Origin of the sequence: Corallococcus terminator (assembly GCF_049194865.1) — a bacterium.
Taxonomy (GTDB): domain Bacteria; phylum Myxococcota; class Myxococcia; order Myxococcales; family Myxococcaceae; genus Myxococcus; species Myxococcus terminator_A.
In genome coordinates, this window is record NZ_JBLZWL010000084.1 from 19980 (window position 1) to 41270 (window position 21291).

At 65.6% G+C, this 21291-nt stretch carries 22 protein-coding genes, 1 tRNA gene and 2 pseudogenes; 14 read left to right on the plus strand and 11 right to left on the minus strand.

Annotated elements, in window-relative coordinates; genetic code table 11:
* Window positions 1-15 precede the first annotated feature (15 nt).
* Both ACN469_RS26525 and ACN469_RS26530 read right to left on the minus strand, forming a co-directional pair.
* The gene (locus tag ACN469_RS26525; RefSeq protein WP_498772042.1) at window positions 16-1161 is read right to left on the minus strand and encodes an acyl-CoA dehydrogenase family protein; all 1146 of its coding nucleotides are present in this window, start codon (window positions 1159-1161) and stop codon (window positions 16-18) included.
* A gap of 6 nt (window positions 1162-1167) precedes the next feature.
* A complete protein-coding gene (locus ACN469_RS26530) occupies window positions 1168-2925 on the minus strand; it encodes a cobalamin-dependent protein (protein ID WP_498772044.1) in 1758 nt (585 codons plus the stop codon).
* Between the two features lie 432 nt (window positions 2926-3357).
* Between ACN469_RS26530 and ACN469_RS26535 the strand changes: the two genes are divergently transcribed.
* Window positions 3358-5355, plus strand: coding sequence for an amidohydrolase (locus ACN469_RS26535; protein WP_498772046.1), 1998 nt, complete (start codon window positions 3358-3360; stop codon window positions 5353-5355).
* Between the two features lie 62 nt (window positions 5356-5417).
* Here the strand turns inward: ACN469_RS26535 and ACN469_RS26540 are convergent.
* A pseudogene (locus tag ACN469_RS26540) lies at window positions 5418-5772 on the minus strand (DUF2019 domain-containing protein).
* Window positions 5773-5839: 67 nt separating this feature from the next.
* Window positions 5840-6190, minus strand: a complete 351-nt coding sequence (locus tag ACN469_RS26545) for a DUF2019 domain-containing protein (protein ID WP_498772048.1) — start codon at window positions 6188-6190, stop codon at window positions 5840-5842.
* Between the two features lie 343 nt (window positions 6191-6533).
* Between ACN469_RS26545 and ACN469_RS26550 the strand changes: the two genes are divergently transcribed.
* From ACN469_RS26550 to ACN469_RS26585, 8 genes are all read left to right on the plus strand, one after another.
* A complete protein-coding gene (locus ACN469_RS26550; RefSeq protein ID WP_498772050.1) occupies window positions 6534-6785 on the plus strand; it encodes a helix-turn-helix domain-containing protein in 252 nt (83 codons plus the stop codon).
* A gap of 121 nt (window positions 6786-6906) precedes the next feature.
* Window positions 6907-7266 carry a helix-turn-helix transcriptional regulator gene (locus ACN469_RS26555; RefSeq protein ID WP_498772052.1) on the plus strand — a complete coding sequence of 120 codons (360 nt, stop codon included), beginning with the start codon at window positions 6907-6909 and terminating at the stop codon, window positions 7264-7266.
* Between the two features lie 114 nt (window positions 7267-7380).
* Window positions 7381-7773: a hypothetical protein gene (locus ACN469_RS26560; RefSeq protein WP_498772054.1), complete on the plus strand. Its 393-nt coding sequence runs from the start codon at window positions 7381-7383 to the stop codon at window positions 7771-7773.
* A gap of 90 nt (window positions 7774-7863) precedes the next feature.
* Window positions 7864-7986: a hypothetical protein gene (locus tag ACN469_RS26565; protein WP_498772056.1), complete on the plus strand. Its 123-nt coding sequence runs from the start codon at window positions 7864-7866 to the stop codon at window positions 7984-7986.
* 20 nt (window positions 7987-8006) lie between these two features.
* Window positions 8007-8291: a Mu transposase domain-containing protein gene (locus ACN469_RS26570; RefSeq protein ID WP_498772135.1), complete on the plus strand. Its 285-nt coding sequence runs from the start codon at window positions 8007-8009 to the stop codon at window positions 8289-8291.
* 545 nt (window positions 8292-8836) lie between these two features.
* Complete coding sequence (locus tag ACN469_RS26575) at window positions 8837-10087, plus strand: Tox-REase-5 domain-containing protein (RefSeq protein ID WP_498772058.1); 1251 nt, start codon at window positions 8837-8839, stop codon at window positions 10085-10087.
* Between the two features lie 14 nt (window positions 10088-10101).
* The gene (locus ACN469_RS26580; protein ID WP_498772060.1) at window positions 10102-10824 is read left to right on the plus strand and encodes an immunity 52 family protein; all 723 of its coding nucleotides are present in this window, start codon (window positions 10102-10104) and stop codon (window positions 10822-10824) included.
* Window positions 10825-11031: 207 nt separating this feature from the next.
* Window positions 11032-11117: transfer RNA gene (locus tag ACN469_RS26585), tRNA-Leu, on the plus strand.
* A 40-nt stretch (window positions 11118-11157) separates the two neighbouring features.
* Here the strand turns inward: ACN469_RS26585 and ACN469_RS26590 are convergent.
* Entirely contained in the window at window positions 11158-11352 is a 195-nt protein-coding gene (locus tag ACN469_RS26590; RefSeq protein ID WP_498772061.1) for a tyrosine-type recombinase/integrase, read from the minus strand.
* Window positions 11258-12094 carry a PD-(D/E)XK nuclease family protein gene (locus ACN469_RS26595; protein ID WP_498772063.1) on the minus strand — a complete coding sequence of 279 codons (837 nt, stop codon included), beginning with the start codon at window positions 12092-12094 and terminating at the stop codon, window positions 11258-11260. Before ACN469_RS26595 ends, ACN469_RS26590 begins: the two co-directional genes overlap by 95 nt.
* Before the next feature lie 1193 nt (window positions 12095-13287).
* Between ACN469_RS26595 and ACN469_RS26600 the strand changes: the two are divergent.
* Window positions 13288-13695 (plus strand): annotated as a pseudogene (locus ACN469_RS26600) (transposase); the annotation flags it as partial.
* On the opposite strand, the gene ACN469_RS26605 reads toward ACN469_RS26600, so the two are convergent.
* Window positions 13685-13843 (minus strand): hypothetical protein, encoded by a 159-nt coding sequence (locus tag ACN469_RS26605; protein ID WP_498772064.1) that lies wholly within the window; start codon window positions 13841-13843, stop codon window positions 13685-13687. The pseudogene ACN469_RS26600 and the gene ACN469_RS26605 sit on opposite strands and share 11 nt — an antisense overlap.
* 279 nt (window positions 13844-14122) lie before the next feature.
* Here ACN469_RS26605 and ACN469_RS26610 point away from each other — a divergent pair, with 279 nt between their 5' ends.
* Both ACN469_RS26610 and ACN469_RS26615 read left to right on the plus strand, forming a co-directional pair.
* Entirely contained in the window at window positions 14123-14494 is a 372-nt protein-coding gene (locus ACN469_RS26610; RefSeq protein ID WP_498772065.1) for a hypothetical protein, read from the plus strand.
* A 298-nt stretch (window positions 14495-14792) separates the two neighbouring features.
* Entirely contained in the window at window positions 14793-15149 is a 357-nt protein-coding gene (locus ACN469_RS26615; RefSeq protein ID WP_498772067.1) for a hypothetical protein, read from the plus strand.
* 69 nt (window positions 15150-15218) lie between these two features.
* Here the strand turns inward: ACN469_RS26615 and ACN469_RS26620 are convergent, their stop codons facing one another.
* From ACN469_RS26620 to ACN469_RS26630, 3 genes are all read right to left on the minus strand, one after another.
* Window positions 15219-15758 (minus strand): MgtC/SapB family protein, encoded by a 540-nt coding sequence (locus tag ACN469_RS26620; protein ID WP_498772069.1) that lies wholly within the window; start codon window positions 15756-15758, stop codon window positions 15219-15221.
* Between the two features lie 48 nt (window positions 15759-15806).
* Window positions 15807-17207: a DUF2254 domain-containing protein gene (locus tag ACN469_RS26625; RefSeq protein ID WP_498772071.1), complete on the minus strand. Its 1401-nt coding sequence runs from the start codon at window positions 17205-17207 to the stop codon at window positions 15807-15809.
* 373 nt (window positions 17208-17580) lie between these two features.
* A complete protein-coding gene (locus ACN469_RS26630) occupies window positions 17581-18240 on the minus strand; it encodes a pentapeptide repeat-containing protein (RefSeq protein ID WP_498772073.1) in 660 nt (219 codons plus the stop codon).
* Window positions 18241-18448: 208 nt separating this feature from the next.
* Here ACN469_RS26630 and ACN469_RS26635 point away from each other — a divergent pair, with 208 nt between their 5' ends.
* Both ACN469_RS26635 and ACN469_RS26640 read left to right on the plus strand, forming a co-directional pair.
* The gene (locus tag ACN469_RS26635; protein ID WP_498772075.1) at window positions 18449-19120 is read left to right on the plus strand and encodes a carbonic anhydrase; all 672 of its coding nucleotides are present in this window, start codon (window positions 18449-18451) and stop codon (window positions 19118-19120) included.
* A 2-nt stretch (window positions 19121-19122) separates the two neighbouring features.
* Window positions 19123-20193 carry a cytochrome-c peroxidase gene (locus tag ACN469_RS26640; RefSeq protein ID WP_498772077.1) on the plus strand — a complete coding sequence of 357 codons (1071 nt, stop codon included), beginning with the start codon at window positions 19123-19125 and terminating at the stop codon, window positions 20191-20193.
* Here the strand turns inward: ACN469_RS26640 and opgC are convergent.
* Entirely contained in the window at window positions 20183-21271 is a 1089-nt protein-coding gene (opgC, locus tag ACN469_RS26645) for an OpgC domain-containing protein (RefSeq protein ID WP_498772079.1), read from the minus strand. The two genes, ACN469_RS26640 and opgC, sit on opposite strands and share 11 nt — an antisense overlap.
* Window positions 21272-21291 lie beyond the last annotated feature (20 nt).

Sequence of the window (21291 nt, forward strand, 5' to 3'; positions counted from 1 at the left end):
GGATGTGTTTCTCCGTCAGAGGCCCATGGAGCGGGCCACGAGCTCTCGCTGGAGCTCCGAGGTGCCGGAGAAAATCCGGCTCCCCAATGCGTCACGGACTTCCCGCTCGAGCTCCGTCTCGGTGAGGTAGCCGAGCCCTCCGTGGAGCTGCACCGCCTCCAGGCTCGTCTGGACCCAGGACTCGCTGACGTGGAGCTTGACGAGGGAGGCCTCGAACATCGCCGAGCGTCCCTGCTTCTTGAGCCAGGCGAAGCGGTACAGGAGGCCCCGCGCGGTCTCCAGCCGCAGCTTCATCTCCACCAGCTTGCTGGAGATGGCCTGGAAGCCGCCGATGGGCTTGCCGAACTGCTGGCGCTCGCGTGCGCGGCGGATGCAGCGCTCCAGCGTGCGCTCCATGGTCCCCAGCGCGGGCGCGAGGATGAGGCCGCGCTCGTACTCCATCATCTGCGAGAAGAGGGGCAGCCCTCCGCCCTCGTCACCCAGGCGGTTGCTCGCGGGGACCTCGCAGTCGTCGAGCCGCAGCTCACCCATGCTCGCCGTCCGCAGGCCCATCTTCGGGACGGTGCGCTCCACGTGGAGCCCGGGCTGGCCCTTCTCCACGAGGAAGGCCGTCAGTCCATCGCGCCCTCGTGAGGCGTCCACGGTGGCGAAGACGAGCAGCAGGTCCGCCACCGGGCCGTTGGTGACGAAGACCTTGCGGCCCTGGAGGACGTAGGAGGCGCCCTTGCGCGTGGCGGTGGTCTGGAGGGCGGCGACGTCGGAGCCCGCCTCGCTCTCCGTCATGGCGTGGCCGCCGAGCATCTCTCCGCGCGCCAGCGCCGGCAGGTAGCGCTCCTTCTGCGCCTCCGTGCCGAAGAGCAGGATGGGGAGCGCGCAGGCCCAGAGGTGGGCGCCGAGCGCGAAGAGGAGCCCGTTGTCCGCGCAGCCGTACCCGAGCCCCTCCAGCGCCTGGACGGTGATGGGCAGCGGGTGCTCCGCGCCTCCGTAACGTCGGGGGATGGGAAGGCCCGCGGCGCCGAAGCTGGCGAGCCGGTGCCACCCCTCGCGGTTGAAGGTGCCCTGGGCGTCGAGGGAGACGACGTCGAAGGCGAGCCGCTCACGGCCGAAGGCGACGGCCGAGGCCTTCATCCGGCGCTCGTCGGGCGTCCACGCGAAGTCCATGACGGCTCAGCCTCCGCTTCCGGTGAGCGCGGGCATGGGGGCCCGCTGACGCGGGGACATGACCTGGGTCAGCAGCTCGGGAGGGACGGTGAAGTCGTCGAACCAGCGTCCACCGAAGGGGCGCTGGATGGGGATGATCTGATCGCTGGAGTAGGAGAGGACGCGGCGGTTGTAGGCGCGGATGACGTCGCGCAGGGACGAGGGCAGGGTGCCATCGAGGGTGATGGCGCGCTCCATGTCCGCGAGCAGGGCCTGCGTGTCGGAGATGGCGGTGAGGATGCTCTGGCTGATGGCGCGAGGGAGGATGCCCGCCTGACCCTTGGCGCGGACGAGCGCGGCGACGGCGCTGTACGTGGTGTCCTGGAGCTGCTTGCGGGAGAGCCAGCGCGTCTCGTAGTTGAGGCGCCGGTGCCAGAGCGGCTCCACCATGGCCTGCCGGTGCTCCTCCAGCGTGCGATGGAAGATGCGGTAGCCGTGCTGCTCGGGTTCGACGAAGAAGCGGGAGCCCGGGTCGAGGAAGGGGACCATGGGGCAGAGCAACGGCAGGACGCGCTGGCCCTGGAACTTCTCCATCAGCCGGATGCTGTAGTCCACCGTGTCGAAGATGGACTGCGGCGTCTGCTGGGGCATGCCGATGAAGAACCAGATCATGACGCCGGCGATGCCCGCGTCGAGGGCGCGAGGAATCCACGCCTCCATCTCCTCCATGGTGTACGTGCCGCGCCCGGCGAGCTTGCTGATGACCGGGTCATGCGACTCGGGGGACAGCATGATGTACGACTGGCTCGACTCCCCCATCTTCTTCAGCGTCGCGTCCGGGGTGAGGTGGAACTGCTCGACGAAGAGCTGGCGGTAGCCGCTCTCCTTCACGGCGTCGAGGTACTCGTGGAAGCGTGGGCGCGTCTCCGAGTAGCACTGGAGCGCGTAGATGCCCGTGGTCGCCGCGGCGGGGCCCATGGACTTCAGCTCGTCGACGATGCGCGAGTGGTCCTTGGAGATGAGCGTCTTCTTGACGCCCATGATGTTGCGATAGGCGGACCGCGAGCCGCCGCACCAGGGGCAGTCATAGGCGCAGCCCGTGTTCGGCAGCGTCATGATGAGCTTGGTGGTCGCGACGTCGTCGACTGCGTCACGGTAGTAGGACCAGTCCACCGTGGCGTCGTTGTAGTTCGTCGCGGGCTTGTGGCTGAAGCCGGTGCGTTCGACCTCCTGGGTGCGGCGCTTGTAGAGGAGGTTGGGGATGTCGACGAGGCGCCGCTCTCCGGACTTGATGGTCTCCACGAGGCGCCGGACGGGCTCCAGGGTGTCGTAGCCCTGTACGACGATGTCGATCTCCGGATACTGGATGAGCTGCTCCGCGTAGAACGTGGCGGAGATGCCACCGCAGATGATGACCGCGTCGGGGTGGACGAGCTTGATGCGTTTGGCCAGCTCGATGGTGCCGTGGCACTGCGCCATCCAGTGCAGGTCCAACCCGAAGACAGGCGCCTCGAGTCGCCCGAGCAGTTGGTCCACGTCGAGCTCGGGGTGCTTGAGCATCAGGGCCGCGACGTTGACGATCTTCACCGACAGGTCGTGCTTGCGCAGGTGCTCCTGAATGGAGAAGAACCCAATCGGGTACATCTCGTAGATGGACGTGACGTTGACGCTGTCGGAGTCACTGAGATAGGCGAACAGCAGGTCGTCGCGCTCACGAAAGTCATACACGCTGGGCGCGTGCAGGAGGAAGAGGTCTGCTCGTAGCGTACTGGACGACGTGCTCATGAGCAGCAATCTCCGGGGGTGGAGCTGCGACGAAGCCTGTCTTTGAACGGTGCCGAGAATGGACGGGTGACAGGTGAATGTCGTTCGTCCCCGGGTCTGGGTGGTGCGCTTCTTTCAGGACAGTGAATTCCAGAATTGTCGCTGAATCTGAGAGGGCGGAGGGCCGCAAGCGTTGTGAGGAGGACGCCGCGGGTGCGGGGAGGGCACCTGTGTCCGCGCGCTCACAGGAGGGGTGTGGGCCTTGGCGCGATGGATCCCGGGCCAGTGTGCCTTGACGTGTCAGCCCCAGGCATTGACACGTCAAGGTCATCGGCTGACGTGTCAGCCTTCGGGATGCCGTGGCTGTCTGGTGAATCCGCGCGGATTCGATGATTTTTCATAGGTCCGGGTGAGAGGCATTGGTATAGGACCCGTTCCCCATCGAGGAGCCACATGAATCGATACTTGCGTCGAGAGCTGCGTGTTCGCTCTCCTGTCCTTGCACGCGCCGTTGTGTCCGTCACGGCGCTCTCCCTCCTGGCTTCGTGTGCGACGACGGGAGGCGGAGGCAGCGGGGGCGCTGGCACCACCGTCTTCGTCGGGAAGATTGTCACCCTGGATGACCAGGGGACGGTCGCCGAGGCCGTCTCCGTGGACGCGCGGGGTCGTATCTTGAAAGTGGGCACCGAGCAGGAGGTGACGGCGGGGCTCGGCTCCGGGGTGGAGTGGGTCCGCCTGCAGCCGGAGCAGGTGCTGCTGCCGGGGTTCATCGACCCGCACCTGCACCTGTTGCCGACGCTGGCGCAGAACCTCCTGGGGACACACAACCTGGCGCCCTGCCTGCCGCCTCCGTACAGGCTGGACACGTCCAAGGACTGCGGCACGCATGCGGATGTGCTGAGCGCGCTCCAGTCGATGCAGGTGAAGCCCGGGGGCGGGAGCCAGGAGTTCGTGCTGGGCATGAACCTGGACCCGTCGCGGCAGCAGTTCGTCCGGGGCAAGTGCGGCGTGAGCGGCGAAGTGCCCTTCATGAAGCAGCCGAAGCTCTACCTGGATGCGTGCGTGAGCAAGGACCGCCCGGTGCTCATCCTGGACCAGTCGGGTCACCTGGCCTACGTGAACGAGAAGGCCTTCGAGGTGGTCTGCAAGGGGGCGAAGAAGTGCAAGCCTCCCGAGTCCGTCACGGCCAACGGTGGGCGCTGGGTCGTGGACGACAATGGGAACTACACGGGGCTGCTCGAGGAGCCCGCGGCCTACGCGCCCTTCATGGCGGCGATGGAGAAGGGCCTGCCGTTGGGATTGGCTCACTCGAATCCGCGCCAGTTCCTGGAGGAGTCCGAGAAGGACATCGCGCTGGCGATTCAGGACCTGCGGAAGGCCGGGCTCACGACCATCGCGGATGGCGGCCTGACGAGCAAGTCACAGGTCGAGGCCCTGAAGTTCCTGGCGGAGCAGCAGGGCTTCCCGCTGCGCATCACCGCCCTGGTGACTCACGATGCGGCGTCCCAGCAGGACTTCCAGGCGACGGGACCGGCGTGCGACCCGAGCAAGGATGCGCAGTGCAAGCTGCCGAAGTGGCTGGGCGCTGGGGGAATCAAGCTCTGGGTGGATGGCTCGACGCAGGGCTGCACGGCGCTGCTGGGGCCGCCCTATGAGTACCTGGCGAATGGGGGGCACTGCTCGGATGCGAAGGAGGGCGCGGCGGACTTCGCGAACGTGCAGGCCATCGTCGACAGCTTGAGCCCGCTCTGGGCGACGAGGTCCTGGCGGTTCCAGCTGCATGCCAACGGCAACCTGGCCAACCAGTGGGCCATTGATGCGTTCGCGAAGCTACAGCAGCAGACACAGAGCCCGCATCGGGTGCTGCTCATCCACAACACGGTGGGGCAGGAGCAGCTCTCCAGGAACATCGGTGACCTGCGCAAGGGGGCCTACAAGACAGCCGACGGGAAGGTGGTGCCGGGCCTGGATGTCCGGGTGACGCACCTGATTGGTCATGTGGCGTATTGGGGGGCAGCCTTCAAGGAGATGCTGGGGGCGGAGGGGGCACGCAACCTCGACCCGATGGGGTTTGATCGCCAGTATGGGATTCCGTATTCGATGCACAGCGATTCGATGGTGACGCCATCGCGCCCGCTCTGGTTCGTGGAGCAGGCCGTGACTCGGCGCACGTGGGCCTATCCTGACTTCACGGAGACCTTCGTGCTCGGGCCCGAGCATGCGGTGACGGTCGACGAGGCGCTGCGTGCCGTCACGGTGGAGCCGGCCCGGCAGCATGAGATTGACGCGTGGGTGGGGAGTATCGAGCCGGGCAAGGTGGCGGACTTCGTGGTGCTGGGAGCCAATCCGCTCGACTACGACAAGGCCCGGGGAGGGGACCCCACGCGGATCAGCCGGATTCCGGTGATTCAGACGTACCTGAATGGCAAGGCGACGGTGGGCGGGAACTGACTGTGCTTCCGTGACGCTCCTCCCGGGTTACCGGGGGGAGTGGTTGTGTTGGGATTGCGCTGTCACTCTGGGTTGAGCGCCCAGGTGCCGTCCTTCCCAGCGCTTCAGCGCCTCCTGGGCTCCGAACGGGACCAACCCTTGTCCCTTGGCGGCTTCCTCCAGAACCGCCTTCGCCTCGGCCGTCCGGTAGCGGAGCAGATGTGCGGCGGCCATCACGCGCACGTCCATTCGCTCATGCTTGAGGAGCACGGCGAGAGCATCACGCCCGGCATTGCCTTGGGCCAGGAGCTTATCGACGGCGGCACCGTACTTTCTGGCGTGCTTGTTCCCGGTCTTGGCGTCGCCCTGGAAGATGGCATCGGTCTGGGCCGCGACCACGTTCTGGGCGAAATGCTCGACAAGATCCTCCAACTTCATCTCCAGAGCCTCTTCCCGATGTTCTCGGGGGATCCATTGGACATGAGTACGGATTGAGTGCCCACGCCTATTCCGGATCGAGCGTCCAGGTTCCATTCTCCCAATGCCGCAGGGTCATGATGGCGCCGAGTCCGCCGATGCCTCCCTCCTTCGCCGCCTTCTCCAACACGGCCTTGGCTGCCTCCGTCCGGTAGCGGAGCAAGAACCCAGCTGCCATGGTGCGAAGGTCCGTGCGGGGATGCGTGAGCAGAACGGCGAGGGCTTCCCGGCCGGCATCTCCATGCTCCCGGAGCTGCTGAAGCGCCGCGATGTACTTCTTGGCGTGCTTGTTCCCCGTCCTGGCATCTCCTCGATGGATGGCATCGGTCTGGGCCGCGACGTTCCGCGCGAATTGGTCAACCAGTTCTTCCAGTGTCATCTCCAGCCCTCTTCTTGGCGCGCCTACAGGAACGTCACGCCCGAGAGCGTGATTATGCGAAGCCTCCGGCCCCCAGCTTCTCCCACCACGCAACCGCCGGTGTCCGTGTCTGGAGGCACGACGGGGTGCATCCGCGGGCTCAAGTATCCTCTCCTTGGGCGGAGCGTGTAGGGGCGGTGTTCCTGGACCTGCGCTCAACCGGCAACGGGACTCGAACGGGCTCCACCCGTGAAGTCGCACGGGAGGAGAAGTAAACCCGGAGAGGATACCATGGATGAATCTGAAAGGTTGTATGCTGGGATGGCCATCCCCGCGGAATTCTCCTCTTTCCCCAGGTCCTCCCATGAACGAGAAGCTCGCCCAGCAGATTGGAACCCAGGTCCGTGCCGCCCGGCAGCGCGCGGGCTTGTCACAAGCGCAGGTGGCCGAGGCCATCCACGTGCCGACGCTCGTGGTCAGCCGCCTGGAGCGCGGGAAGATGTTGCCCACGCTCTCCACGCTGGTGGGACTGTGCGGTGTCCTCCGTATCCCCGTGGGCCTCTTCGTGGACGGTAAGGCCCTGGAAGCCCCCGCCCCCGCGAGGTCCATCCAATAGGGGGCGCGTGACGGGGCCCTTCTCGTGCATCGACACGACCGCCGAGATGCGGCAGGAAGGGGCGTCCCCGAGGCTCGGGCCTTCCTGTCCGCGCCAGACCTGGGTCCCGGTACCCCGACGCATGAACGAAGAATTGGCGACCCGAATTGGAAGTGCCGCCCGAGAGGCTCGGACGCAGCTCGGGCTCACGCAGGCGGAGGCGGCCGAGAAGCTGAGCCTCGCGCACATGGTCTACAGCCGCCTGGAGCGCGGGAAGATGCTGCCCAGCGTCCAGACGCTGTTGCGGCTGTGCTCGGTGCTGCGCATCTCCTCGGACGTGTTGCTGGGAATCGGGGACGCGGAGGAGGGGGGGAAGTCGGGCAAGGGCGAGCGAGGGCAGGGCGGAGCGCCCAAGCTGCGCCAGCTCACGGGCCTGGCGCGCAAGATGGACGAGGACCAGCTCGACGCCCTCGTGAAGGTGGCCCAGGTGTTGTTGCGCTGAAATGACGCGGGCCCATACCTGGGCCCGCTGGCTTCCAGGGATGTCCGGCAGCCCGTTCTCAGTCTTCATTCGGCGCGGGATGTTGCCGCATCGGCGTCCAGGCCCTCCGCGATAGTGCTGACCGCCGTGAATGTGGCCTTGACGGCTGCTGGCGGCTTCACGCTCGTCAAGCGGCTGCTCTTCGGGAGTGCGGCCAGCGAAAGTGCCGAGCAGGCGGGCGAGATTGCCGCAGCCAGTGAGGTGCGTCGCCCCCAGGTTGAGAACGAGGAGCTGCGTCAGCACGCGGGAGACGCGCCGCTGGTGAAGGTCCTCGCGGCGCTCGCCCTCGGGGCGGGCCTGGGATTCACCGTGGCGAAGTACGTGTTCCGGTCGATCCCGATCACCGATTCCGGAGCAAGCCGAACACCCGTTTCGGGACAAGCCGATCACCGATTCCGGAGCAAGCCGATCACCTGTAGCAGGGTGAAGCAGTGGGGCCTGAGCAGCGCGGAGGCCCGCGCGGACTGAAGGCCCGGCCGGAACGTTGACGACGCTGGACAGAGCGCCGACCACGCCGACTCCCGAAAGGAGGAGGCGGTGGCGGCAGAGAGACTGTCCATGCGGAAGCTGAGAGAAATCCTGGAGCTGCGCAAGAAGCACGTGACGAAGCAGCTGCTCTGGGAGGAGTACAAGGCGGAGCAGCCGGACGGGTACCAGTTCAGCCAATCTTCGAGGAAGTAGAGCGTGCCGCGCTGAGGCCGCTGCCGGCACGGCCGTACGAGTACGCCGAGTGGGCGCGCCCGAGGGTGCGCGACGACTACCACGTCGAGTTCGACGGCCACTGCTACAGCGTGCCGTACCAACTGGTGGACCATCAGGTGGACGTGCGCGCGACGGCGAGTGCCGTGGTGATGATGCACGGCGGACGCCGCGTCACTTCGCACATGCGCAGCTTCGAGAGGGGCGGCCACACGACGAAGAGCGAGCACATGCCCAAGTCCCACCAAGCGCAGGCGGAGTGGACGCCGCTGAAGCTGGTGGAGTAGGCGAAGAAGACGGGGCCGGCCACCCACGACCAGATTCCCGCACTTCTTGGAGACCATCAACAGCGGGTAGCTCTACGCGATGGGGACGGGCGGCACCGTGCTGTTCCCGACAGCGGAAGGGTCATTGCGGCCGGGCGCCTTCGCTGCGATGGGGCTGGGGATGGACAATGCGCGCTAAGCGGCTCCGCAAGGCGGGAGGGTTCGAGCCCTGAAAAAGGGGGCTCCGAGGCATGTCGGAGTGACGTTGTAAGATTCCTCCGCGCAGTCGGTTGCCATCCAGTTGTCAGACGGGAATGCCAGCATTCAACCCGATTGCCTTCCTTCGAGAGAGGCATGGGGGGTGCTGAATGCGTGCTGTCCGCTGGATACTGTGCGCCGTTCTCTTCGTGACGGGGTGCGCTGGCGTTGAACCCTCGACGCGCAGGGGCACCTTCCAGCAGCGTTCCGCACTACTCGGGGAAGGGGGGCACTCCCGAGGACAGCGGAGCGATGCGTTCGACGCGCTGCTTCGTGACGCGGGGCTCGGGGACCAAGACGCGCGTCCCGTGACAGGCAGTTCGCTCACGCCGACACACGCCACGCGTCTGCTGAAGGCGCTGACCGTCAAGGACGTGACGCTGGGGCAGTTCCCGGCACGCGTCGCGGTGGGCTTCATGCTGCGCGAGGTGCTCGACGCGGGCGAAGTGTCGCGCGCCGAGCTGGTGCGGCGAGTCGGGCGCTTCACGCAACTGGCGGTCCTCCGTCCTGACGGCTGCCTCGCGTGGGTACGCAGCGGACAGACACAGCAGCGCGTGGGCGTCGTGGAGTGGAAGGACGGTGCCTTTCGAGCGGGCCAGTTCGAGTTGGGCGTCTTCTACTCGGGCAAGGGCGGTGTCTTCCGACAACTGAACGCGCGGTTGGAGGAGACCGGAGGAGGCGCCTTCGCGGACGTCCACGACGATGCCGACTACCTGAGCCGCACACTGGACGGAGCCGAAGAAGCCTTCGTCGGGCTGGCGCTGGCGGTGGGGCAGCTCGTCTCCACGTCCCCAGCGGACACCCTCGCGGCGCTGAGACACATGCCTGCCGCCGTCGCGGCGCTGCTGGCCTCGTCGCCCGAGTACCTGGAGCGCTTCCAGTACATGACGCGCGGCGAGCAGGTGCAAGCCGTCTCCAAGCTGGTGACGAACCTCATCGCCACCTGGGGCACGGCGTCTGCCGCAACCCGCACGCTGCAAGGTGCGACGTTCGCTACGGCCGAGGTGCCGGTGCTGTCGCTGTCCGCCCAGGGGGCACTCGTCATGGGGCGCGTCGCGGTGCCGGTGGGGCGCGCGGCGGCGGTGCTGAGTGGTGGGCCTGGCGCAGCCATCGTCCTCCAGCGGGCGAGCACGGCCGCGAAGCAAGGGGGGCCTTCCAAGGGGCCTGGACAGTGGGCGCCAGCCAAGGAGTCCATGTCGCCCCGCGCCCGCCGCTACCAGGAACAGCTCTCCGGGCACTCGGCAGACGAGGCATACTGGGTTGGAGGAGTCGGCAGGGACAGCGGAGGCGTGAAGTTCGATGGATTCGAGAAGGGCGTACTCCAGGAAGCCAAGGGGCCTGGCTATGCCAAGTTCTTCGAGGGGCTGGACCCGAAACGCTGGTTCAAGAACTCGGGGGCGAAGGCTCTTGGCGAACAGGCGCTCCGACAGATGAACGCGGCCAAAGGGATGCCCATCCGGTGGCATGTCGCAGAGGAAGCCGCCGTTCCAGCACTTCGGAAGATACTTCAGGACAGAGGAGCCAAAGGGATTGAGGTTGTTTTTACACCTCCCCTTTGATGAGGAGACAGAGAATGATGGAGACCTACTATGCCGCTGCTTACTGGCGCGCTCGCAAGGAGTCACCAGACGAATGCGCATCTCGCGTGGTGGCCTTGCTCGAATCTATCGCTGGGGTTGAGGCGTCGTTCGCTAGCTGGTTCAGACAGAGCAAGGCGCGAAAGGACGCTTTGAAGAAGCCGGTCACGCCCAATCAGGGTGAACTCGCAAGGGCGCTGGAGCGCACCAAGGATCGGCATCATGGAGATCTTGGTTACCGCATAAGCGGATGGAATGGTGCCTCTGAGGACTCCGACGCATGCAGTTTTGATGCAGCCGTGGGCATCTACTCCGGATGGGTGAACAACTTCTGGCTCTTTGAGTTACCCACTCATGGTGCAAGTGCTGAACGCATCTTGACGGCGCAAACGTTGAGCGGGCTTCTTAGGAGCATGGCGACAGCGTTAGACCCTGATTGGGGTGTTGCCATGTCTCATGCGCATCGGGAAATTGCCGACCCAACCGGACGGGCCAACGTGCAGATTGGGTGGGTAACATACCTCGCCCATCGGCTTGGTGTCGTGCCCCCTCTCCCCGCCCCGGTGCGCATTGAGCCCGTAGAGGACAAGGGCACCCTTGTCATCCTCACTCCCGAGCGCTTCACGGCCAGCAATCCCGAGCACGTTGCCCTGGCAGAGCGGGTGCGAGAGCTGCTGGACCGAGCCGGGCTCTTGAAGTCGCTCCTGTCCCAGACGTAGAGGCAAGGGGGGAGAGAAGCGGAAGGCTTGGTCCCTTCGTCGGGAAAGCGCTAACGCCAGTGCGCTTGGGCGTCGGTCACGTGTAGGGTAGAGTGCGGTGGCAGCAGGCGGGGGACGGGCAGGGGCATCGTAGGAGGCAGCTTCCGTTCCTACTTTCTCCCTACCAACGAGGGCCAATGAGGACCAGTAAGGGCCTGAAATTGCTGGGCACGAGTGGCGGAACAGGCAGACGCAGCGGACTTAAAATCCGCTGACCCGAAAGGGTCGTCCGGGTTCGATTCCCGGCTCGTGCACTTCTAACTGGCGAGAGTCGTTGAGGAAATTCTTCCGATTCTAGCCGTGTGCCCCCAATGTGCCCCTCGGATGCTGCTCCAGCACGCGAACCGCATCCTTCTTCACGTCTGGACTCAGGTGCGCATATCGCATCGTCAGCTCAATGGAAGCGTGTCCCAAGAGTTCTTGTACGGCTTTGAACGGCACTCCCCCATGAGCAGATGACTGGCGAAGGTGTGTCGCAAGACATGCCATCCGATGGGTCGTAGCCCCGCGAGTTTGCGGGGCCGAAGTTCGCGGGCACGTCGGCGGCTCGCGCGTGCGCCTTCATCGCTTCAACCTGGGGCTCGACCTTGGTCCGCCACTCGCGCGCGACGTGTCCGAAAGGCACGGAGGCGACGACGGACACGGCAAGGCGCTGGCCTCGGGTCTGGTAGTAGAGGTGTTCGAGTTCGAGGGTGTGAAGGCCCGGGAAGCGCTCGACCTGGCCGAGTGCCCACGCGCCATAGCCCACCATCTGGAGCCCGGGTTCCGTGTTGGCGTTGGCGAGCTGCTCGGCGCTTGCGGCATTGCTTGCGATGTTGCTCGTGAACTTGTGGTCGGTGATGCGCAGCACACCGTCGGATGCGAGGTGCCGCGCGTCCACGAGGTCGATGAACCCGGTGAAAGGGATGCCTCCCGCCGTCAGTGGCGGGGCACCGTCGAGGGGCTGTTCGACGAGCAGGTCGGGGCCGGGAGTCGGCAGGAGATGGGCACCCGCCTTCGCGAACGTGCCGAGCACGTCTTCGCCCGTCGACAGGTAGTGCTCAAGCTGCGCGTGGCCTTCGGTGCCGACCTGCTGTGCCCCCGCGGTGGGCTCCGGAAGGCGCATGACCTTCTGGAAGAACCACGCACGGGGGCACAGCTTGTGTTTCTTGAGCTGGGACACGCTCAAGCGCTGGATGCCCCCGGCGATGACCGAGGGGCCGCGAGTCGGAGCTTCAACGGAGGGCGTCACCTCACGTAAATGAGTGTGACTTCCGAGAGTGGCTCAAGGGGGCCAAATTCAGATTTTACCCTTGAGCCACCCGTGCGTTAGATCCGCGAAAACAAACGTGATGGAAGGTGGAGAGATTAGAGACACTCGCGAAAAGAGATGAGTCGCTCGAAGTCCGTCCGCTCGCCATCCAGTGTCGGTGTGCGGTTGCAACGGCATCGCTCAGTGCCAACTCGCGTGGTGTACGTGGCATCTGTGTAATACGCTATGACGGCTTCATCCGTGCAGATGCGGAGCTGTGCCTCGTGCGACGTCAGTTCAGACGCGGCCTCCATTTCAGCTTCGCCCGGTCCGCAGCCGAATTGAAGTCCGACAACGGCAAGTCCTAGAATCATCAGTGTACGCATTGCCTCTCCAGTGGAAATGGTGCCTGGGGTTTGGATGTTGCCATGAGCTGCTGATGGTCAGAGGCACTCTTCGGAATAAACAAGCTCCCGAAAAGTGGTCCGGCGACCAATCAGCGATGGGAACTTGTTGCAATAGCATTGCTCGTCGCCGACCTGCGTAGTGTGAGCGGCGTCACTATAGAATATGATGCGGTGGTCGGTTCGGCAGATGAAGAGCTGATCCTCTCGTGCCGTGAGGTCGGATTGCGGCTCCACGTCAGATCCGTCTGCTCCGCACCCAAGCTGAAGTCCGACGACGGCAAGTCCCAGAATCACCAGTGTACGCATCGCTCCTCCATGCGCGATGAGCCGTTCTGGCCAATCGCTGCATGCGAATGCTGCCACAAAGCCTTACGCGAGTGAACGGGGCCTAGGCATTCCACGACACGCGCGACATTTCAGCTCCCTTGGAAGAACTGTCGTTGGGGGCTTGGTTGTCCCGTGTTCTGGCGGGGTGTTCTTGACCCGCGCCATAGGCTCTCTGCGGTGGCCTCGCTGATTCGAGGCGTGATAGTGTATGGCCGCACTTTCAGGTGAGGGGATACGCATGCAACTGACTCTTCGTGGAGTGCTAGCAGTGTCGCTATTCGCCCTGGTGGCTGGCTGTGGCGCCGGTACTGAAATGGATGTCGTCGAGACGCCCGTCTCCGCGCAAGGCCGACCTGAAGGGAACTGTTTGGTGCCCGGCAATACGTGCGCCGCTGGCCGCGCCTGCCTCAACGGTTCTTGCGTTGAGGCTTGCGTGCTGGCTGAAGCAAGCATCATCTTCTCGTAGACGCCCACGGGCTGCCGCTCACCGAATCCGTGACGGCCGCCAACGTGCACGACACGCACGAACTCTTCCCACTTCTGGACTCCGTGCCCGCGGTGAGGATGCCCTCGGGCCAACGACGGCTCCGCCCTGGGAGGCTGCATGGCGACAAGGCCTACGCCTCGAGAAAGAACCGGCGTGGGCTGCGCCTACGCGGCATCGCCTCTCGCATTGCTCGCCCAGGCGTGGAGTCCAAGGAACGGCTGGGACGCTACAGTTGGGTGGTGGAGTGCACGCTGGCCTGGAAGAACCAGCTGCGCCGGCTCCGCGTCCGCGACGAGCGCAGGGAGGATGTCCACTTCGGCTTGCTCATTCTCGGCTGCTGCCTCATGCCCCTACGACGCCTCTGCCCTGTCATTTGTTAGAGGCTGTTCGCTCGGCGATGGCCGAGTCGCCCTTGAAGCCGTCCTTCGTGCGGATGACCGCGACTTCGAACAGGTAGCGCCCGAAGCGCGGATGGCGGCCACCCGCCGCAGCCTGCGCGGTGGCAATCTTCGTCAGTAAATTGTTCATGTTGCGTGGACCTTCGGCTTCGGTCGTGTCAGCGGAGACGTGCGCTGACCTCACGTAAAAGCGTGCGAATTGTGGGAGCGGCTCAGGGCAACGCTTGCATCGGCTGGTGCTTTACTTTGCCGCAGGAGCGGGAACGGCAGTTGCCTTTTTTGACAGAAATTCAGAATAGGGCAGGCTTGATTGCAAGTCGGGATGCGGGAATGTCTTTGTCAAGGCGATGCTGCGTCTGGGCATGGACTCAAACGGCAGATCATGAAGGTCGGAGGAAATATGCATTCGATGCGCGTCGTGGTGCTGGGTGTTCTGCTGTCGAGTGGATTGGCTGCTGCCGGGGCGAAGGTCGACTACACGGTGGATATTAGCACTTCCGGTCGCAATGCTTCTGCGACCATGGGAGGCGCTCGAAACTCGCCAGACTCCACCCAGCTCCTGTCGTGCCAAATCGACGCAACCGTCAGCGGTATCACGGGTACTTGCTATGCGGTAAACGCGCAAGGGGTGTCTGGTCAGTGTCAGACAACGAATCAGTACTTGTTGGAGGCAATCAAGTCGATCAACGACAGCAGTCTGGTTGCATTTGTGTGGAATGCGAGTGGCGCGTGCACCCAGGTCATTGTTCGTCATGGGTCAATGCATAGCCCGAAGTTGTAGATTCTACTGCCAGGAAGGCCATGCTGTGGCATGCACCCATTGACGTGCGAGAGCTAGAGGCATGCGCGCTGGCCGTTTTCTTCCGACGTGCGGTTCAGGCGCAGATTGCGAAGCATGGCTTCTGCGGAGTGCCTTCCGCCTGTTCGATGAAGCGGGCGAAGTCGGGGGCCCTCTGGAAGGCCCCCACTGGCCCAACGGCCGGCATTGTCCGCTTTTGAATGCTCCACGGCCTGATGCGGTCCTTTCTTCGGTGGGGCAATGGCAGGCAAATGCCTCTTTTTGTGGTAAAGCGCGGCGCATGGACATGAAGCTGCGCGTGGCTGGACTGCTGAGTTTGGCTCTGGCCTCCTTCGGATGCTACTCAACCAAATACAGCTATGCCCGGACAACCCAGGCAACGGCGGAAGCAAGGCCCGCCACGTGCCAGGTTGATTTGTTCACAACCCGGCCCGAGGGCTCCTTTGTCGAGCTGGGTGTGCTCGAAAACAGGTACGTCCCCAGGTCGACGGCCAATGAATTCGTCGAGGCTGTGCGCTCTCAGGTCTGCGAGGCAGGCGGCGACGCAGTTCTTGCCGAGGTTAACGGGTTTGGTAACTATATTCGCGGCACCGTCATTCGCTTCAAGCAGGCCGAGGCCGCTCCCGCTACTCCTTGATCTACTAAACCAGGGTTCGTCATCGGCGTGATCTCTGGTTGAAGAGGAAGCAGTGAGCAGGGCGGCGTGTCACGGTTGGTTGCGATCCGCCCCTGGGGGAGTCGGCCGCCTGGTTCTCTTCGGTTCTTCACGCAGCTCACGACGTTCTTCCATGGCGCGTCTGCGATGGAAGACCTTGATCTCCAACAGACCTACCAGCCAGCTCGTGATGGAGATGGACGGCGCCACCAGGGCGGCGAGCACCGGGCTGCCCAGCGCGGCCTCGCAACCCACCGCCGCGGCAATCCAGATGGAGGCCGCCGTCGTGATTCCAAAGATGGCGCTGCCCTTCTTGAGGACACTCGCTGCTCCCACGAACCCGATACCCGACGCCACTCCTTGGATGATGCGCAGCGTCTCGGCGGGTTCCGCTCCGGCCAGGTTCGCCCCGGCGGTACAAAACAGCGCGGCGCCCAGTGTCACCAGGTAGTGGGCCCGAACCCCGCCCGGTCGCTTGCGATAGGGCAGGCCCAGGACGATGCCTGCACATCCCGCCACGAGCAGGCGGATGAGCAGCTCTCCATTTTCAAACCCCGCCGCCATCGCCATGTCCGAATCCTCGACTTCCATCACGCCCAGTCCCGTCCTGCCTTGGAGCGAGCGTCAGGAGAACTCCGCTCAGAACCCGATGGCCGGGAGCGGTGGCCAGGGCTCGCCCGCGAGCGCCTGCTCCAAGGCCTCAGCGTGCTGGCGAAGGGCTGTGTGCGATGCAGCGCCTTGCTGGGTCTGCTCCGAGACCTTCAGGATGGAGCGCAGCAGCTCGCGAGCCACCCGCCGGTCCTCCGAAGCTGTCGCGCGGTGTCCCACGGCGGCCGTCATGCGCAGGAGCCGGAGCACCACGGCGGGCTCGGCGGCGCCATAGCGGAGGATCTGGTCCGTGGCCAGCGTGAGATAGTCGCGCAACGCGGAGCCCCGCAGGAACACGCGCGGAACTCCGGAGTCATCCGCCAGGACGCGAGGACCCAGGCGCATCCTGCTCAGTGAGCACAGCATGAAGGTCAGTTGGTCCACGGCCTCCACCGCCGTGTAGGGGTCATTGATTCCCGGCGACAGCGCCTTGATGGCCACGTCCACCAGCTGACGCACCCCCAGGGCGATGTCCCGGTCCTCGTCTCGCCAGCGGTCCAGGCGGATGGCACGGAGAACGAACTTCTCGGTGGCTTCGCGCCGGGAGGGTGGACCGGCGGCGTCCGGCTCGGCCCAGCCCACCTCCTCACCCTGAATCACGGGCTCTCCGATGGCTCTCTCCAGGTGGATGACCAGTCGCTTCGTCGTCGCCACGGCCAGGAGGGCGCTCGCGTCGATGGTGGCGATGAAGCCATCCGCCTGGACCCGGATTGGCCACGCCTCCGCCGTGCGCGCACGCACGGGTGGTGGCGCCTCCATGTCTCCCGCGCGGAACCCCTCAATCGTTCGCGCAATGCCCAGCGTGTCATGACGTACTCGCCTGACCAGATTCTCCACGCGCATGAGCTGAAGTGTGTTGAGCACCTGGAAGACGAGCGCGCCCTCGCAGGCGATGAGCAGCAGCATGGCCATCGCGAGCGCGGGGCGCGGTGCCCGCTCGGGTCCCGAGACAAATCCAAACTCATGTGTCGCCAGGAGACAGAAGACGCTCGTGGTGACGAACACCGGGATGACCACCCGGATGCCCGGACTGTGCAGGTACATCCGCAGCAGGCGCGGCGAGTACTGCCCCGCGGCGTTCTGCACCACGAGCATGGTCAGCGACAGAACGATGCTCAGAGAGGTCAGCGCGATACCCAGCGTGGCCGAAAGCATGCCCCGTGCCTCGCTGGCCGTCGCCTGCCAGGCCGCGCCACTCAGGAGCCTGACCACGCCGGGTGGAGAATCCACGAGGAAGACGCCAAGGCAGGCGCCTACCAGCGCCGCCGAAACGGGCGGAATCCACAGTTGATGACGCATCCACCAACGGATGGACGGGTCCTCGCGTGAGCCCGTCCGCCTGTTCTTGCCAGGTTGTGCCTCCGCTCGGGTCAGCGCTCGAACGCCCGCCATGTGTCATCACCCCCGTTGGCCTGGCGGTCCTTCGCCCCTTGCGCGCCAGCACAGGTCGGTTGCCACGGCGGACGAGCGCTTCGTCATCGGCGTGCCCCCAGGACGAAGTCCCTCCCGCCGAAGCTGGGAGCCTCCGCGCGCGAGGGCAAGGAAAGCGCGACCCACGCAGCAGGCGTTCGCACCGCCAGCATGTGCGAGGAGCGCCGTCCTGCCCGGACGCGCGCCTGCTTCGACTTCAGGGGCGATGCCCTTGCTCGTGGCGACGCCTGCCCTGCCCGTGAGAGAGATTGCCCGCGCACTCGCGAGGACGTCGCCCCCTTGATGGCGATGCCATCGTCTTCCAGGAACCCGCGGGGCAGGGCGGCTGACACCGCTACCGAGACTTCTTCTTCCCTCGGGGCGACACCTCGTCGTGGTACCCCGCCACGAGCATGCCGAGCGTCTTGGCCAGATTGACCACCGACTCCAACGGCACCCGGGTGTCCTTCAGCCGGTTGTGCGCCGGGTCCAGGAACGCTCCCTGCGCCCCCGAGAAGTCCGTCCGCGTGAGCGTGCAGCCCCGGAAGTTGCTCCCCGCGAGGTCCGTCCCCGTGAAGTCCGAGTCGGTCAGGTCCAGGTCGTAGAAGTTCACCTCGCGCGCCACGCAGCGGAGGAACTCCACCTTCCTCATGCTGAGTCCCACGAACGAGCAGTAGGACAGGCCTGAGTCCGCGAAGGAAAACTCCGGGTTGGTGCCGATGTTGCTCCAGTCGATGCCGATCAACTTGGAGCTCTCGAACCGCACCTCCCGGAGCGCGACCCGGCCAAGCTGTGCGCGCGTGACGTTGCAGCCACGAACGACGCAGGCCTCCATGATGGTGTCCTTCCAGCGGCTCTCCTGGAGCTGAGAGTTCTCGAAGGTGCAGCGATAGAACTCCTTGTCAATCAGGTCGGCGTTCTGGAGGTCGAGGTTCGTGAAGGTCTCGTTCTCGAAGTACGACTCTCGCAGCAAGCGCTGCGTTCCCTCGGCCCCGGCTCCATCGTTCTCGCTCACGGCCCCAGTATCTCCGTTTGCCGAAGGCCCATTGGCGGTGATGAGTGGGCGCGGCGCTCCATCGCTTCTGGCGGCAATCAGGACTCCGAGGTTGCATCTGGGGGCCCAGGTGTGGGCAACGCGGGCCGCTTCGATGTCGCACGACGGACGACACTCTTCTCGACATCGGGGTTGTCGGCGCACCCGCTCTTGGTGAAGTCTCCTCTCCATGGAGAAACTCATCCCCGGCCTGCATCACTTCCAGACGGAGGTCTTTCGCTCCAAGCAGGAGCTCTACTCCCGGCTCGCGGAGGCGCAGAGCCCCGAGGTGCTCTTCATCACCTGTTCGGATTCGCGAGTGCTCCCCAATGAGCTGACCAGCGCGGGGCCCGGCGAGCTGTTCATCATCCGCAACGCCGGCAACATCGTCCCCCCACACGGCACGCCCAACAACGGCGAGGGGGCCACCATCGAGTACGCCGTGGCGGCCCTGGAAGTGCGTCACATCATCGTCTGCGGCCACACCCGCTGCGGCGCCATGCAGGGACTCCTTCAGCCCGAGCAACTGTCCCGCCTCCCGGAGATGCGCGGCTGGCTGCGCCACGCCGAGCCCACTCGCCGCATCGTCCAGGAGAGCTACAGCCACCTGACCGGCCCCGCGCTCCAGGACGCGGCGGTGATGGAGAACGTCCTCGTGCAGGTCGAGCACCTGCGCACGCTGCCTGTCGTCGCCGACGGGCTCGCGCGCCGCAAGCTCAACCTCTACGCGTGGGTGTACCAGCTCGAGTCCGGCTCGGTGCACGCCTATGACCCGGAACTGGGCCAGTACGCCCCCGTGGTCGCCGTGGATGGTGACTCCGCTCGCGCCCGCGGACGCTTCGGGCTCCGTCAGGTGTTCTGAGCATGCTCTGGGCCGCGATGTCTGGCCTCTGCCTGACGATGATGGCGTCCGCGGCCGGACCGACGACTCCACGCGCGGAGGCTGTCGCCGCCACGGGGCGGTTGGCGCAGCGGGAGGCTCTTGGCCGCGCGCTGTTCTTCGACCTGTCCCTGAGCGCGGATGGTCGGGTCGGCTGCATGACCTGCCATCTGCCGGAGCGCGTCTTTTCCGACAGGGATGCTCGCTCACTCGGAGCGCATCACCGGGTGGGCACGAGGAATGCGCCCAGCCTGCTCGATGTGGCCGAGGTTCGGACGTTGTTCTGGGATGGTCGGCGAACCTCGCTGGAGGCGCTCATCCTCGACCCACTCCTGCATCCTCAAGAGCACGCGCTGGGTTCCCCCGAGGAACTGGTGGCCCGGGTTCGCCGGCGCCATGTGGCGGCTCACGCGCTGGCCTTTCCCAACGAAGAGGTCTCCACTCAGACCATCACCGGGTCCATCGCCGCCTACGTGCGCACGCTCAAGTCCGGCGAGTCTTCGTTTGAGCGCTTCCACTTCGGCAAGGACTCCACCGCGCTCGACGCGTCCCCGCGCCGGGGACTCACGCTCTTCATGGGGCGCGCCGGATGCGCTCGCTGTCACACCGTCGGCTCCAAGGTGGCCACCTTCACGGATGGACGCTTTCACGCGGGCGTGCCGCGGGAGGACCTCCGGTCGCGACTGCCCACGGTGGCTCGGGAGGTGGCGAAGCTGCCCGAGGCCGAGCGCTTCTCCGCCGTGGCCTCGCGAGAGGACGTGGCCGCGCTGGGGCGCTTCGTCGTGAGCCTTCGCACGGAGGACATCGGACGTTTCCGGACTCCCAGCCTGCGCAATGCCGCCCTCACGGCGCCCTACATGCACGACGGCAGTGTCCCCACCCTGAGCGAAGCCGTGGACCGCGAGCTGGACTCTCGTGTCAGTGGTGACGCCCGCCGGACCCCGTTCACTCCTCGAGACCGCGCCGACCTGGTGGCCTTTGTCGAGGCCCTCACCAGCACCTCGTTCTCCGAGCTGGGGCGCACCGAAGCGACTCCTCCGCGCGTCAGCCCGTGAGCGCCGCGCGTCGCCGGTGATGCAGGGCCACGATGAGCATGCTGGCGAACGTCACCACCAGCACGGCCAGCTCCTCCAGGCTGTCGAGCGGTGCCTCGTTCTCGTTGATGAGCGCCAGGCTCAACAGGCACAGCACCAGGTGGACGCTGAAGACCGGGAGCGACGCGCTCCCGAGCAGCACCAGCATCCGAGGCTTCAGCCATTGATAGACGCGCGGTGAGCCCCGGTCCGCGAGCACCGCCAGCGCCAGGAAGTTCACCAGCCGCAGCGGCGCCAGCGTCCACTTGTCCAGGAGCACCGGCTGACTCGCGAACCACACGAAGGGCTCCACCTCATACCGCGCCAGCAGGAACAGCAGGCTCAGCACCCACGCGCCCCCCAGCAGCACCGGGGACGCGGCCTCCTCCGGAAGCTTCAGCCTGGCCCGCTGACTCCCAATCCACACACCCAGCACCCAGAGGAACTGCCAGGCGAACAAGTCGAACGCCCCGGACTGGTCGATTCTGACCGGCAGCCAGGTCAGGTCTCCCAGCCCCGTGTACAGCGCTCGCTTCAACCCGAGCTGCGCCCAGAACCACACGAGTCCACTCAGGCACAGCACCTTCGTCCAGCCCGCCTCGCGCGCCGCGAGCAGGACGAACGGCGTCAGGAATAGCAGCACGACATACAGCGGAAGGATGTCGAGCAGCGGCGGGCAGTACAGCAGGACGAGGCTGCTCAACAGCGCCGTGAGCGGCTCCTGATGGTAGAAGTCGAGCAGGTTGCGGATGGCGGGCCGATTCGCCAACCAGCCCACCGTGCCGATGACCGTGAAGGCGAAGAACAACAGCCCGACATGGTGCACGTAGACCTTCAGCGCCCGGCTGCGCAGGCTCGCCCACAGGCGACTGGGCGTGTCCCAGGTCTTCGCATGTGAGCCCCCCACCAGGAACGCCGACAGGAACACGAACCCCTCGGCCGCCGAGACGAACCCGAACGGCTGGCTGCTGTACGCGTGCAGCCGGGTGGGCAGGTGCGTCAGCGTCATCAAGACGAGGAGCAGCCCCCGCAGGGCATCCAGCTCGGGTCGGCGTGGCATGAAGACTTCGGGCGTCCGGG